10 protein-coding genes are annotated in these 14,002 nt (G+C 66.9%); 7 read left to right on the top strand and 3 right to left on the bottom strand.

Annotated elements, in window-relative coordinates; genetic code table 11:
* The first annotated feature begins 311 nt into the window (after positions 1-311).
* From LK434_RS10605 to LK434_RS08060, 7 genes are all read left to right on the top strand, one after another.
* A complete protein-coding gene (locus LK434_RS10605) occupies positions 312-533 on the top strand; it encodes a helix-turn-helix transcriptional regulator (protein WP_187371229.1) in 222 nt (73 codons plus the stop codon).
* Positions 534-1,255: 722 nt separating this feature from the next.
* Positions 1,256-4,360: a hypothetical protein gene (locus tag LK434_RS08035; protein ID WP_156777700.1), complete on the top strand. Its 3,105-nt coding sequence runs from the start codon at positions 1,256-1,258 to the stop codon at positions 4,358-4,360.
* An 86-nt stretch (positions 4,361-4,446) separates the two neighbouring features.
* The gene (locus tag LK434_RS08040; protein WP_006721950.1) at positions 4,447-4,749 is read left to right on the top strand and encodes a hypothetical protein; all 303 of its coding nucleotides are present in this window, start codon (positions 4,447-4,449) and stop codon (positions 4,747-4,749) included.
* 72 nt (positions 4,750-4,821) lie between these two features.
* Complete coding sequence (locus tag LK434_RS08045; RefSeq protein WP_227917711.1) at positions 4,822-5,109, top strand: hypothetical protein; 288 nt, start codon at positions 4,822-4,824, stop codon at positions 5,107-5,109.
* Positions 5,110-5,320: 211 nt separating this feature from the next.
* Positions 5,321-5,527, top strand: coding sequence for a hypothetical protein (locus tag LK434_RS08050; RefSeq protein ID WP_040362005.1), 207 nt, complete (start codon positions 5,321-5,323; stop codon positions 5,525-5,527).
* 10 nt (positions 5,528-5,537) lie between these two features.
* On the top strand, positions 5,538-7,373 hold the full coding sequence (locus tag LK434_RS08055) for a hypothetical protein (protein WP_227917712.1): 1,836 nt from the start codon (positions 5,538-5,540) through the stop codon (positions 7,371-7,373).
* A 299-nt stretch (positions 7,374-7,672) separates the two neighbouring features.
* On the top strand, positions 7,673-7,948 hold the full coding sequence (locus tag LK434_RS08060; protein WP_006721949.1) for a hypothetical protein: 276 nt from the start codon (positions 7,673-7,675) through the stop codon (positions 7,946-7,948).
* Positions 7,949-8,187: 239 nt separating this feature from the next.
* Here LK434_RS08060 and LK434_RS08065 read toward each other — a convergent pair whose 3' ends face one another.
* The 3 genes from LK434_RS08065 to LK434_RS08075 form a co-directional block, all read right to left on the bottom strand.
* Complete coding sequence (locus LK434_RS08065; protein ID WP_227917713.1) at positions 8,188-8,979, bottom strand: hypothetical protein; 792 nt, start codon at positions 8,977-8,979, stop codon at positions 8,188-8,190.
* Between the two features lie 168 nt (positions 8,980-9,147).
* Positions 9,148-10,161 (bottom strand): zinc-ribbon domain-containing protein, encoded by a 1,014-nt coding sequence (locus LK434_RS08070; RefSeq protein ID WP_040361998.1) that lies wholly within the window; start codon positions 10,159-10,161, stop codon positions 9,148-9,150.
* Positions 10,162-10,225: 64 nt separating this feature from the next.
* Positions 10,226-13,945 carry a coiled-coil domain-containing protein gene (locus LK434_RS08075; RefSeq protein ID WP_227917714.1) on the bottom strand — a complete coding sequence of 1,240 codons (3,720 nt, stop codon included), beginning with the start codon at positions 13,943-13,945 and terminating at the stop codon, positions 10,226-10,228.
* Between the last annotated feature and the right edge of the window lie 57 nt (positions 13,946-14,002).

Below are 14,002 nucleotides of genomic sequence, written 5' to 3' on the forward strand. Positions count from 1 at the left end.
CGTACAACAAACAATCTATTCTATCTACATTAACCCACGTAGATCTAACGGAAAATCATAGGGCCACAGCCCTAAGAAACGAGAATATTGATTGAGGGCAGCCATGCGGTATAATTAAGCAAGCTAGTATAGTGACAGCACCGAGATCACCGGATAGTCACGAGCATCGTGTAGCAAGAAGCTGCATGATGTCTGGAGAATGGCGTTTAGCCGACCCGTGGTTGGGGCCTTACGATCCCAGGAAAATAGGCGGGGCGTCCAGAGTCAAAGCATGACGCGCAAGCGTCTGTTTGATTCTGGACGTGATTTTTGTGGCAAACGACAAGCAAACTAGGCTTAATACTGACAAAACACCGAAACTCGCGCTACGTGAAGACGAAGCTGCTGTTGCACTCGGAATCAAAGTAAAAACGCTTCGAAACTGGCGCTGCCAGACCCCTCAGAAAGGGCCGCGCTTCGCACGCCTCGGTCGCACCGTCGTATACCCCATAGCTGAACTCGAGCGCTATCTCAACGCGCATCTAAGCGAGTAGGTGGTTGACCGATGAAGCCACCTACAACAGATCGAGTTCATGCGAACGACGAATCTCTCGAAGCGGCGTCCGTGAAACACGCACAGCGCTGTTTCGCCAAACAAAACCCGGCACCCACCGACGAACAGAAGCGGCGCCTCGGCGCGCTGCTCTCCGACTAGGCGGTGGGCGTCGTGAAGAAGCAGCCTGAACGCACCTACAAGGTCATTCTCAGCGATGGAACCGAGACCACCGTCACGGAGCAGTCCACAACGCGCGACCAGCAACAGAGTTATCCCGCGATGCCCCTACAGCTAACGGAGCAGCAGCTCAAGACTCTGGAACAGCAAGGCTGGAATTATTCGGGATACAAACCCGGATACGGTTTCGCTGGGTACGGGGAGCTGGTCAAAAGCCGTTACGCCCCGCAGTTCGGCGTCCTGTATCGCGAGGTAAAAGCGCTTGACACAGCAAAGCTATCTGTTGCGCAAAACACCCCCCAGACGCCCTCTCCGAGGTGCACGACGGTGCAAAACGAGGCTTTTGCACCACAGGTTTCAGGGCCCACTTCATTGTCTACCTGCGAAAACAAACCGGGGGCACTTCGCGAGCTGGGGTGCCCAACCCGCGAGGCGCCCCTGTTTGCCCCCGCCCGCCCCGCCGCACCGTGCGCGGGCGGCGCGCCGAGCGCGCCCTGCGCGCGGGATTCCGGGGCCCCGTCGGGGCAGGCCGCCGGGCGGGCTGTGGGGGTCTCCGCGCCCTTGCCGGTGCTCGCGCGAGGCGACGCGACCACGGCCATCGAGCGCATCCACAACGGCTTCGGTATTCCGGCCCTGGACGCCATGCGCGGGCGCGAGTTCACCGGGCCGCACGTCGAAGTGGGGTTTGACACGGAGTACGTGGAGGTTGACGGCGTGCGGTACGTCTTGACGTACCAGTTCACCGTGCTGGATGGCGACGCGGTGCGCCAGTGGATCATGTTCTCGATGACCGGGGAGCGCCTTTCGCGCGATGACGCGCTCGCGGTCGTGATTCGCGGGATGTCTCCCGCCTACGAGTATGCGGACTATCAGTGCTGGTTCGTGCACATGCCCGTGGACGGCAAGCCCGGGGAGTGCGAGCTGGTGAGCGTGCACGCGCCTCGCATCACCGGTAGGCATGGGAGCGGTGAGCGCATGGCGTCCGCCAGGGCTCGCGTGGAAACGTTCCTCGCCATGTGCGAAGCGCTGCCCTACGACGAGGAGCTCACCGCCCTGATGGAGCCTGCCCGAATGACGAAAGCGGAGGCCCGCGACCTTCCCGTGATCGGCAGGTCTTACGACAAGCACGGCGCCGTGACCGAGGAGTTCACGTATCGTGGTCTGCTCCGGGCCGAATCCTCCTATGACGACGACCGGCTGGCCGACCATGAGGAGCCGTCGGCGTACCGCTACCGCGATGTGTTCGCTGGGACGCGCGCCTCGGGCTGCTCCGTCGGTTACACGAACGACTATACCGATGTGGGGCGTGACAGCGCCGGCGAACGGGACCCCGACTGGCGACTGGTCGTCACGCTGGTTGAGCACTTCGGGATGGCCGATGCGACCACGTTCGAGCGCGGCCTGTTCGAGAAGGACCTCATGACGCGCCTATCGAAGGTGCAGGGCGGCCTCGTGACGCTCCGCCCCGTGTCTCTCATGGTGGGAACAGCGACGCGATCCTGGGCGTTCCAGCAGGTGCTGCTGAATGTGCGCGACACGATGTGCTATGCGCCGGCCGCGAAGAAGACGCTCGCCGCCCTCGGCGAGGCCATCGGGCTTCCGAAGATTGATATTCCCCATGAGTGGAAGGAGAACATGGATCAGTTGTGGACCGTCGACCCCGTGCTGTTCTGCGAGTACGCCGTCAACGATGCCGTGATTGCCCTGTTCTATGCGAAGGCCCTTTTCGGCGAGAACAACGAGCTGCCCGTCACGGCAAATGGCGCCGCCGCCCGCGTGGCGCGTCAATCCATCGGCGAATATCTGCGCTGCGCGAACCAGGCTGAATTTGACCTCAAATATCGCGGCCTTGTCAAAATCAAGCGCGGTATGGCCTACACGGCGACGGGGATGGTGCCCTTCTCGAAGCTCACGCCGCACTCGACCGACGCCGCCACGGTCATGAACATGGCGTCGGCCGGGTACCACGGAGGGCTGAACGGTTGCATGCACGTCGGGAGCTTCCCTTACATCACCTACGACGTCGACGCGCGCAACGCCTACCCTACGGGGATGATGCTCGTCGTCGACATCGACTGGACATCCCCCATCCTCAGGGAATGGCGCGACGCCGAGCTCTCTTGGGATGACTTCGATGCCGCGCTAGGGCCCTGCACGCCGCTGCTCGCTGAGGTTGAGTTCGAGTTTCCCCGCAGCGTGTATCAGCCGTCCATCGGTATCGCCTGCGATGGGTCGCTCGTTTTCCCCCGCACGTCAAAGGGCGCGAACGTGTGCGTCGCCTCTGGCCCCGAGCTTTGGGCAGCGAAGAAGCTGGGGGCGAGGGTCATCATTCGTCACGCCGTACTCCTGCGGACGCTTCGCAACGACGACGGGGTGTTCTCTCGCAGCCTATCCGAGGTGTGTCGCATGTTCGTCGAGTCCCGTGCTCAGGCTGTGGAAATGTACGGCGCCAAGTCTCTCGCCGAACTGCTCGCAAAGCTCGGCATCAACTGCAATTATGGCAAAGTGTCGCAGGGAGTGAGCCCCAAGGCCACATATAACGCCATGACCGGGTGCATGGAAGACCTGGAGGGATCGTCCATTACGAGCCCCTATCATGCGTGCATGATCACCGCTCTCGTGCGCGTCCTGCTCGTGATGGCGATCAATCAGCTTCACGACCTCGGTTACGAGGTCTTTTCCGTCACGACGGACGGCTTCATCACCGATGCCCCGGCCGACGTTATCGAGGAGCTCGATCTTTACGGGCTCGCGAAATATTTCCGCGAGGCTCGCCTGCAGCTCACGGGGTATAAGGATCCGTCCGTCTGGTCGCTGAAGCATGTCCAAGACGACCTTTGCAATTTCACTACGCGCGGCAACGTCTCGCTGCGCGTGGGCGGCGCCGATTCCGTGCTGGGCGGGCACCCGGGCGTCTGCGCCCACAACTCGCTCGTGACCGGTGAGGAGAAGGACTCGTACGAGGACCGGCACGCGCTCATGCTTGCCGTGGCGTCGCGCACGGGGCGCGTGGAGACCCACAAGGCCCGCCCCACGTCGTTCCGCGCCCTCACGTCGCGCTCCGAGCGCGCGGACTTCGGCTTTAGGGACCAGGGCCGCTATCTTTCGATGGACTTCGATATGAAGCGCCGTCCCCTGCGCGAGACGCTTGCTGAGGGCACCCTGACTCTCGACGGCGTTGATTTCAAGGTGGCGTCTGTTGATACGGCCCCATGGGACAGCGTCGAGGAATTCATGAAGGGGAAGCGCCTCGGCGAGCGCATCGCCCGTGAGGGCGGTTGTTTGCGCACGCGCGCCGACTGGGACGTCTGGTTTTTGCGCTATGGGCTCGAGGGCGCGTACGTCAGCAAGGATCCCGTATGGACGCTCGTCCGCGCCGCCGTCTGCGCGTACCGGCAGGGCGCCCTGGCGATCGGTCCGCTTGCGGCCCTCGATACCGGCAAGCGCGGCAGCGTCGATGCCTGCTGCCGATGGATCAACCGCTTCATCCCCCGTTCCTCCAAGCACCACGGGAAGTTCAACGCGAACACGTGGAAGGATTGCCGCAAAAGCAACCGCAACATCGTCGCGCCCGAGGACATGCTGGCCGAGATCGTCGAGTGCATGCGCAGCGATGACCCCGATTCGTGGCTGGTGTTGTGGCCATGAGCGGGGGCGTTCGGGCACGCGACGGCCCTGAGCGATCAGTCAGGTCAGCTCGCCAGACAATCCGTCACGGATGAAAGGAAAAGGAAATGGAAACGACAAACGACTCGCCCAAGAAGCCCGGCGACATCGGGTACGGGCCCGACGGGGGCCTCATCCTCTACGGCTACATGCCCGAGGGCGGCATCAGCACCCCCAAGACGTCGCCGACCCTGTCCGAACACCTCGACGAGTTGTTCGAGCTCTACGGGTTCTACGATCCCAGCGATCTCTGCGATACCGACTATGTCTACGGTTCCGGCGATCTCTGCGATCCCGATGATTTCTACGATCCCGACGACGAGGACATGCCCGACGGCCCCGACGAGGATCGCCTCGGGCGCTGGATCTAGGCGGCCGGCCGCCCCGCCCCTCTCCGGGGAGCGGGGCCCGGTGCCGCGACACCGTGAAAGGAGGCCATCGTTATGGCGAAGAAGACCGACGACGAGCTCATCGAGCTCTACGCGAGGAGGCTCTCGGAGGCGCGCAGGCGCAAGGCGGAGGCCGTGCGCCGCGCGGCGGAGCGCCGGGCGCGCGACATCGCGGCCGCGGCCGACCGCATGACGGTCGGCGCGTTCGAGCGCCTCTGCCGTGAGGCGCACGCGAGCCCCGACGCCCCGCTGGCGGAGGTGCTGCTCGAGGCCCGCGAGGGCCGGGGCGCGGACGGGCCCGAGGCTCCCGCCGAGTGCCCTCCGGGACCCGGCCCGACGTGAGGCCGGCCGGCCCGGGGAGCCCCGCTCCCCGGGCCCTCCCCGTCCGCGAGGCGGACGGGCGCGGCGCTCGCCCCGTGCGGGCGGCAGCGTTGCCACGGCAACGCTGCGTACTGCGTTACGTGGCGTGGGCACGCCACGGGAGACCCCCGCGCCGCCGCCCTGTGGCGGCGCGCGCGGGGGAGTTGACGGACGAGTTATCAAGGAGGACGCCATGAAGACATCTCTTCACAACCAGCGCGGCGCTCTGGGCGCCGCGAGCGGCCACCGGCCGCAACACAACGACGCCCTGATGTACCTCCGGGGCGTCGAGCGGTTCCATGCCGACGCGCCGCACCGCGAGCGCCTAGACCGTGCGGCGCCCGAGGACGGGCGCCCGGCGGGCGGCGCGGTGCGGGCGGAGAAGGCGGACGAGCTCTAGGGAGGACGCCATGAAGGCATCTCTTCACGCCCAGCGCGGCCCCCGGGGCGGCAAGGGCGGCTACCAGCCGCAGCACAACGACGGCTCGATGTACCTCTGGGACGGTGCGCGGTTCGGTGCCGGCAGGCCGCTCAACTTGCACTGGGACGAGACCATGCCCGAGGGCGAGTGGCTGACGGGCGGCGAGCAGGCCGGGCGGACCGGCGCCGCCGTCGACTCGTTCTACGAGTCGACCCTGCGCGCCGAGTACGCGAGGAAGCTCGCCAGCGCCGGCTGGCGCAAGAACCCGTCCCGCGTCAAGGAGTTCGGCGACTACTGCAACGATGCGCGCCACCGCCTGTTCGAGACGATAATCCAGGTCGGCGACGCGGAGGAGTCGCCCGCCGAGGGCTGTCTCGAGGCCGCCCTCGGCGGCGCGCTCGGGCGGATGCGCGAGCTCGGCGCCCGGATCGTCGCCGTCGACGTCCACCTGGACGAGGCGACGCCCCACGCGCACGTTCTCTGGGCGCTCATCGACTCCGAGGGCGAGTTCAACGTCGACCGCACCCTCCGCGAGCACGGCGTCGAGCCCGCCGAGGCGGCCTCGGGCGGCAAGCGCGACGTGAGGCGCGCGACGCGTCTCGCGGCGTTCACCGCGAGCGTGCGCGAGGCGATGGAGGACGCGGCCGACGAGTGGCTCGCCGAGCACGGGATGGAGGCGCTCGACCGCGAGCGCGACCCCCGGCGCAAGGGCGAGACCCTCCCCGAGTACAAGGGGCGCAAGCGCCGCGAGCGCGCGCAGCGCGAGAAGATCGAGCGGATGCGCGAGGACGCGGAGGCCGTGCTCGACGGCGCGATCGAGAAGGCGGACGAGATCGTCCTCAAGGCGTGGGAGGAGGCCTGCGAGATCAAGGCGGGGGCGCTCTCGGACCGGAGGCTGGCGCGGGGGGAGACAGAGTCCGCCCGGGCCGCCGCCCGCGAGCTCTCCCGGCGGGAGGCGCAGGCGAGCGTCCTGCTCAACGGTTACGAGCCGCCCGCCTTCGCGCACCTCGTGAGGCCCGCGCAGATGCCGCCCGACATGCACGCCCTATGGCTCTACCTCTACGGGCCGAGGCTCGAGGGCTACGAGCCCGACGACTCCGAGGTCCCCGACCGCTACCGCACCTGCGTCCTGCCGGGCTCCGACGCCCCGGTCGTCGACCCCGACGCCGTCGAGGACGACTTCGACGAGCTGCTTGACGGGCTCTACGGCGACCGCGACGCCTGCGCGAAGGCCTGCGGGGAGGAGGGCGTCTGGCTCTTCGACGCCATCCCGGAGGACTACGAGCTGAACGAGTGGTTCCTCGACGAGGAGGGCCGCGTGGACCCGGACGTCTGGGGCGACGCCCTCGACAGTTACGCCTCGGACGCGATGGACGCGATCGGTGTCCCGCTCCGCCTCGGGCTCGACCCCGAGCTCCCGCACCCCGGCCTCGCCGAGCGGGAGGCCGCCGTCGAGTCCCGCGAGCGGGAGGCCGCCGAGCGCGAGCGCGCGGCCGCCGAGGAGGAGGCGCGTGCCCGCGACGCCCGCGAGCGCGCCGAAGCCGAGCTCCGGGAGGCGGAGCGCCTCCGGGCGCTGGCGGGCAGCGCCTGCGATGTCCTCCGGCGTGGCCTCATCTTCCTCGCCGACCGCTTCGGGCGCGACCGGCTCACCGGCGGGCAGAACGAGGTCGGGCGCGTGCTGTCCGGGCTCGTGAGGAGGATGGGCACGCGGGAGTTCGAGGGCGCCTCCCACGAGTTCGAGGAGCTGGTGTTCCCGCCGCGCTCGCCCTCGGCCCCCGCCCCCTCGGTCCCGTGCGCCGAGCCGCAGGACTCGCCGGAGCTCTAGGGCGCCCGTTTTGGCCCCTCACGCCGCCCTGGCGGCCCGCCGACCCGGGGGCGGCTGCGGGCGCACCCGCACACCCCCGTGCGCGCCGTCGGCGGGGCGTGAGGGGCCTTAAAACGGAAACGGCAGCTCAGGGCACCCGAAATGCGGTGCAGCGCTGCCGGCGCCGACCGGGGCCCGCCCCGCCGAGGCGCAAAACCCCGGGTCAAACGCGTGTTCGCGAATGTCGCCGGGCCGACCCCTCCGGCGGGGGACAATGTCAGCGAGAAAGCCAGCGAGGGAGACGAAGGGAGGTGACAAAGATGTGCAAATACGATTTGGAGACGGCCGCCGACAAGTACCCGGGCCTGACGCACGCGCTCAGCACGGCGAGCCGCGACCGGCTGGCGGAGCTCTGCATGGACCTCATCACCTACATCGGGCGACCGGCGCCCGAGCTCATCGTCAGCTTCATCCTGGAGTGCTACCTCAGCGAGGACCTCCTGGTGGAACGCCTCGAGCGGCAGGAGAAGCGTTGCGCGAGGCTCTCGGAGGAGAACAAGCGGCTCAGCGATCAGCCGGGCGGCGAGTGCGCCTAGCGGGCTGGAGGCGGGGCCGCTTCGTACCGGTCCCGCCCCCAGCATCGGGCCTCGAGCTTGTGAGCCGAAGACTCCCCTGGGCGATACGCCCGACGAACGCGCCGGCTTTTGGCTCGCGGCACGGACAGCATCGCGCCTGATAAAAAATGGAGCGGGCCCCGCGCTGCGGGACGCGCCGACGCGCGCAAGAAAAAGCGGGGCCGATAATCGACCCCGCCTATTCCGCTCAGCCCGCGCCCCTACTCGGGGGCGGTATAGGCGTAGATGCTGCGGACGGGCGTGCCGTCCTCCCAGCACAGAGCGGAGGCGACCGGCTCGCCATTTTGATAGAACTCGATGAAGGGGAGGTACTTCCCCTCCGCCCCCCACAGGAACGGGCCGTCCACGGAGTACGTGATGGACGGGTCGTCGGGCACGCTGAGCCCGGAGCGAGCCTTGGCGACGAAGGCCTCGTCGACGGACGGTGCGCCGGAATCCTCCGCCTCGTCAGTCTTGAGCGCGATGGTCGCAAGGTCGGGATCGGTCACGCCGTTGACGATGGTGACGAAGTCGTCCCCTTCGAAGCGGCCGTCCGTGGCGAAGAAGGGCGCGCCGACGCCGAAGAGGTACACCGCAGTCCCGTCCGGCGCGGGACCGACGACCGCGCTGTACTGCTCCAGCCGGGGGCCGCCCACGATCACGGTGTCGCCGCCCACGTTGCCGTCCGCGCCGACGTTCGCGCCGGTCACATGGAAGCGGTACACGACGGCCCCGTCGTCCGCCTCCGTCGGGCCCTCGACGAACCACGTGTTCGGGCCGCCGTCCTCGCTGTAGGTCCAGCCGTCGGGCACGTCCACGTAGAACCATTCGGTCTCGTAGTCGTGCTCGGCGACGGGCTCGGCCTCCTCTTTCGGAGCCGCCTCCTGCCTGGCCGCCGAGCCCTCCGCCGGCCCCGATCCCTGCGAGCCGCTCCCCGCGGCGCCCGGCGCGCACCCGGCGAGTCCCAGTACCGCGACGAGCCCGAGCGCCGCCGCCCTCCTGCTCCCTGTCATGATTTGCTCCTTTCCGCCCTTGTCGACAAAAAAGGGGCCGACGATAGAGCGTCGGCCCCGCGCCCCGTCCCTCAGCCGGCAACGGCCGGGGCGAGCGGATTCTCGGCATACCGCCGCGCACGGCGGCATCGTCGTTCGCCGCGACCACGTCGTGCTGGGGCGTGGCGGCTAGACGTCCTTCTCCACGAGGACGTATATCGCCTCGGCTCGCGGCGCCTCGCTTCTTGCCCCGACCTCCGATACGAGGTCGACGGTGGCCCCCGGCTTCACGTACTCCGCGTAGACGTCGGCGTAGCTGAACGACGTCCTCAAGTCGTCGCTCGCCATTTTCAGAAGGGCTCCGCCCGGGCCGCCGTTCCCGTCCTCCGCGCGCAGGAAGACCTCGGCTTTGCGCCACCTGTCCTCGGTGTTGTTCGTGATAGTCCCGCTCAGCTTCCCGTCCGGCGCGATGTCGATGGTGAGGTCGCACTCCTCCGGGGTGAGGATGTCGTAGTTCTGCTCGAGCTGCTCCCAGCCGCCGGTCTCAATCTCGATGTCGCTTGCATCCTCGAGGCCGAACTTCTGCTCGTCACCGTTGTCGGGCGTGTAGGAAGCCACCGTGCCGTCCCCTTTCTCGGCGAGCAGCACGACCTCGTTCTCGCCCGGCATCAGGTAGGCGATGGTCCCGCCCGTGCCGTAACCTGGCGACCAGCAGGAGAGCGTCATCTCGAGTTGCGTCTTGTCCTTGTCGCCGTACTCGTCGACGATCTCGAAATCGCCCGTCGCCGTGATCTCGACGTTCCGCGCGATTTCGTCGGTGTTGTTGGTGACGGTGAGCTTCACGCAGCGGCCGAGGCCCTCCTCGTCGTCGGCCTTGATCCCGCTCACCTCGAGGTCCTCGTACGCTTCCTCCTCGACGCCCGATTCGGCCTGCTTGGCGACATGGGGGTCCTCCTTGGGTGCCGCGAGTGCGCGGATGCACATGAAGCCGCCCACCGCGACGAGCGCGATGGCGACTGCCGCGATGAGCGGCCTCTTCGAGCGCTTTTTCTTCATGGGAACGGGTGCGAGACTAGGCTCCGATGAATCGTCCGGCGTGGATTCCACGTTGACGGTCGACTCCTTCTCGGTGAGGGGCGAGCCGCAAGACGGGCAGAACGAGGAGCCTTCCGGGGCCTTCTTTCCGCATTTGGGACAGAACATACTGCCTCCTTTCAAGTTGGTAAGGGGCCCGGCGCATGGGCGGGCCCCTCGGAATCGGATGTCTTTACAGTTGGTTCCTGCGACGGAAGTGCGCGCCTGCGCCGACAGCGGCCATGCCGGCGAGCGCGAGGCCGGCGATCATGGCGCCCGCCGCGTCGCCGGTCTGCGGCAGGTCGCCGCGCACGGTCTTCTCTGCGGGCTTGTAGCCGGCCTGGGTCATGCCGCCCTGCTCCGCGCCCTGCTTGGGCTCATCGGGCGTGGCCTCCGGCTTCTCCTCGGGCAGCAGCGCCACGAGCTCGTCGTAGGCTGCCTGCGCCTCTGCGAGTGCCGCCTTCTTCTCAGCGAGCTCGGCTGCGGTGGCGTCCTTGTCCTCGAGCGCGGACTCGTAGGCGGCCTTCGCTTGCGCGAGGCGCTCCGTGGCCATCTCGGCGAGCACGGCCTTCTCCTCGTAGGCGAGGTGCGCCGCATCGAGCGCGGCCTTCACGTCCGCGTCGCCCGCGGTGCCGCCGTTCAGGACGGCGTCCTTCACGGCATCGGCGTCCGGCAGCGCCGCGGCCCATGCGTCGGCCTTGGCCTGGGCCTTAGGCAGCGCGGCCTCGGCGGCCTGCTTGATGCCCGTCTGCTCCTCGATGTCGGCCATGATGGCGTTCACGAGGGCGTCGACCTCGTCCTTGGCCGCTGCGGCCTCGTCTGCCGTCTGCTTGGCCGCGTCGCGGTCGCGCTCAAGCTGGGCGACCTGCTGCTTCTTGGTCTCGAGTGCGGCCTCGGCATTCTTTAGCACCTGGATCTGCTCCTCGGATGCGCCGGCGGCTTCTGCTGCGGCCTTCTTCTGGTCATAGTCGGCCCGGGCAGCCTCGATCTGGCCGTTGAGCTCGGCGATCTGGCTGTTCAGGCTCTTCACGAGCGCGCTGGCAGTCTCGTAGGCATTATCAGCCTCGGTCGCGTTGGCCTCCGCGTTGTCGAGCGCCTCGGCGGCGTCGGTGAGGCTCTTGTACTGGGCGCGGGTGTCGGCGAGCTGGCGGGCGGCCTCCTCGGAGGCGGTGCGGAGATTGTCAAGCTGGCCCTTGGCCGTGTCGAGCTGCTTCTGCAGCTCGGACTTCCGGCCGGTGAGCTCGCTGACCTTCTGGTTCACCGCATCGGTGACGGTGTCGAGGTTGTCCTGGGCGTTAGACTGCTGCTTCTTGGCATCATTCAGCTCTTGCTGGGCTTTGTCGTAGGCGGCCTGCAAGCCGTCCTCGGTCGGGCGCGCGCCGATGGCGGCGAGGTCGTTGTTCGCCTGGGTGAGCTGGCCATTGGCGGCGGTGACGCCGTTCTGGGCGGTCGTCACCTCGCCCTCGGCCGCGGTCTTCTGCTGCTCGAGCTCGGCGAGCTGGGATTTCAGCTGCTCGAGCTGCTCGACGAGAGAGCCATTGTCAGCTGTGGAGCTGATGCCGCTATTCATTGCGAGCTCGATGAGGTCGCGGAATTGATCCGTGGTAAAACGATGTTTGTCATAGGAGTTAGCGTTGAGGCCCATGCCATAGAATTTATTGGTGGCGATGTTATTCTCCCAATTGTAGACCTGACTCGACATGCCTTTCGTATAGGCCGCTCCGGTGACCTCGTATCGGTCGCTCATCAAATTGATGTAATGCCCGCACGTAGCAAATGCCTGTTGCATGGCGGGGTCGCGGCGATGCTCGTAATAGAAGTTGTAGGTATCCGCTGCCGCTGGTACCGTGCCGTAGGTCTCTTGGCAGAACTTCTCCCAGTCGACTTTCTCGGATGCCCAGAGTGAGACGGGATTGTTGCTCCCATATGCAAGGTTTTCCGCTACGTTCATGCCGTTCGGAAGTTTGTTGCTCGGGGTGTTCGCGATGACGGTCTGCGCATGTTCAAGTTTATGAGTCTGATCAATGTGATATTTCGACCAGTTCGCGTTGAGGATCGACACGGCGGTCATGAGATAGGTCACCTTGAGCGGTTCGAGCCCGGCCTCCTCACGCAGCTCATTCGCGGCATCGATGGAGTCGAGCGCTTTGAGAACGTTGGTTAGGGAACTCGCATCGTTCTTATCACCCATGTGGGTATACCACTGGATGAAGTCGGCATCTTTGAAGCTCACACCGCAATGTGGGTTGTTTGCGGGATTCTCACCGGACATCACATAGCCGAAATTAGCGATAAAGCCGTCGTGGTCATGTGAATCCCATCCTTGAAGTAGGTCAAGTTCATTTGTGCCTAGGTAATCGTCCTCGAGGTATCCATTAGCATCTGCCCAAGTGAGGAAGTCGCCGAAGTCATCGATCATCTGAGTAGTGCCATGGTCGATCTGGTCTTGGATCTTCTTGATCTCGGCGTTCTTCGCCTTGATCTGGCCGTCGAGGTCGGCGACCTTGGCCTCGGCCTGCTCGAGCGCAGCTTTAGCCGTGGCGACGCCCTGCTTGGCCGTCTCGACGGCCTCCTTGAGCGGCGCGGCCTTCTCGTCCCATTCCTTCTGCGCGGCCTCGAGGTCCTCGAGCGCCTTCTCGGCGAGGTCGAGCTTTTCCTGCTTCTCGTTCACGAGCTTGTTGGCGGCATCGACCGTGGCCTGCGCGTCGGTCACCTTTTGCTCCTCGGACGCGATCTGGGCGTCGATGCCCTCGATCTGGCCGGGGAGGGTCGCGATCTTGTTCTCGCAGTCGGCGAGCTCGGCTGCGGCGTTATCGGCAGCGGTCTGCTTCTCTTGGATCGCAGCGGTGGCCTCGGCCTCGGCCTTGGCACCTGCGGTCGCGACGGCCTGGTCATAGGCTGCCTGGGCGGTGCCCAGCTTCTCGTTGGCGGCGTCGAGCGCGGCCTTGGCCTCGGCGATGGCCCCCTCGTCCTCGCCGTCCTTGACGGCGTCGTAGGCGGCCTGGGCGTTCGCCTGCTCGGTGCCGGCGGCGTCGAGCGCGGCCTTCTCGTCGGCGACGAGCTCGCCCTTGATGGCCTCGACGGATGAGGCGTAGTTCGCCTTCGCGGTCGCGAGCGCCTCGTCGGCCCGCTGCTTCGCGGCCTGCTTGTTCGCGAGATCGCTCTGTGCGGTCGCGAGCTCGCCCTGCTTGGAGGCCAGCTCGGCGGTGAGCTGATCGAGCGCGGATTTCGCCTCGTCGGCGGCCTGCTGCTTGGCCTGCTGGTCCGCGACGGCCTCGTCATAGGCCTTCTTGGCGTCGTCGTAGGCGGCCTGCTCGTCCGCGGTCGGGTTCTCGCCGAGCGCGTCGAGGGCGGCCTGAGCCTCCTTCAGCGCCTCGTTGGCCTCATCGAGCGCGGTCTGCGCTTGCGTCTGGCTCTTCTCGGCCTCGGCCTTGTCGGCCTCGAGGCCCTCGAGCGCGGCGCTGGCGTCGGCGGACTGCTTGTTCAGGTCCTCGACCTTCTTTTGGGCGGCGACGAGCTCGGCGTTGAGCGCCTCGATCTGGCGCTCGAGCTCGGCGACCTTCGCGGCGTCGGCCTGGCTGGCGGCGGCAGAGGCGCCGTCGTAGCTGCCCTTCGCGTTCGCGACGACCGTCGCCTGCTGGGCGTCGGCGCCCTCGGCGCGTGCGGCGTCGCTCTTCGCGGCATCGAGGGCCTTCGCGGCCTTATCGATCGCGGCCTTGAGCTCCTCTGCCGTCATGCGGCCCTCGCCCTTGATGATGCGCTGGGCGGCGCCCGTGAAGCTCGTGTCGACGGTGACGCGCTCGATCGCGGGCGCGTCTGCCGCCACCGCCTGCGAGACGGGCGCGAGCGCGCTCGGCGCCACCATCGCGACGGTCAGCGCGCCTACGAGGGCGCGGCTCCCCAGCTTGTTCATATCGACCCCTCTCTGCGCCTTGGGCGCCATGTGCCTCGGTTGGTACTTTCCCATCCG

Origin of the sequence: Collinsella stercoris DSM 13279, from assembly GCF_020735465.1 — a bacterium.
GTDB lineage: Bacteria > Actinomycetota > Coriobacteriia > Coriobacteriales > Coriobacteriaceae > Collinsella > Collinsella stercoris.

Excerpts from the sequence above, each read along its gene's own strand:
- LK434_RS08040 (WP_006721950.1), top strand. The coding sequence starts at position 4,447 with ATGGAAACGACAAACGACTCGCCCAAGAAGCCCGGCGACATCGGGTAC.
- LK434_RS08045 (WP_227917711.1), top strand. The coding sequence starts at position 4,822 with ATGGCGAAGAAGACCGACGACGAGCTCATCGAGCTCTACGCGAGGAGG.
- LK434_RS08050 (WP_040362005.1), top strand. The coding sequence starts at position 5,321 with ATGAAGACATCTCTTCACAACCAGCGCGGCGCTCTGGGCGCCGCGAGC.
- LK434_RS08055 (WP_227917712.1), top strand. The coding sequence starts at position 5,538 with ATGAAGGCATCTCTTCACGCCCAGCGCGGCCCCCGGGGCGGCAAGGGC.
- LK434_RS08060 (WP_006721949.1), top strand. The coding sequence starts at position 7,673 with ATGTGCAAATACGATTTGGAGACGGCCGCCGACAAGTACCCGGGCCTG.
- LK434_RS08065 (WP_227917713.1), bottom strand. The coding sequence starts at position 8,979 with ATGACAGGGAGCAGGAGGGCGGCGGCGCTCGGGCTCGTCGCGGTACTG.
- LK434_RS08070 (WP_040361998.1), bottom strand. The coding sequence starts at position 10,161 with ATGTTCTGTCCCAAATGCGGAAAGAAGGCCCCGGAAGGCTCCTCGTTC.
- LK434_RS08075 (WP_227917714.1), bottom strand. The coding sequence starts at position 13,945 with ATGAACAAGCTGGGGAGCCGCGCCCTCGTAGGCGCGCTGACCGTCGCG.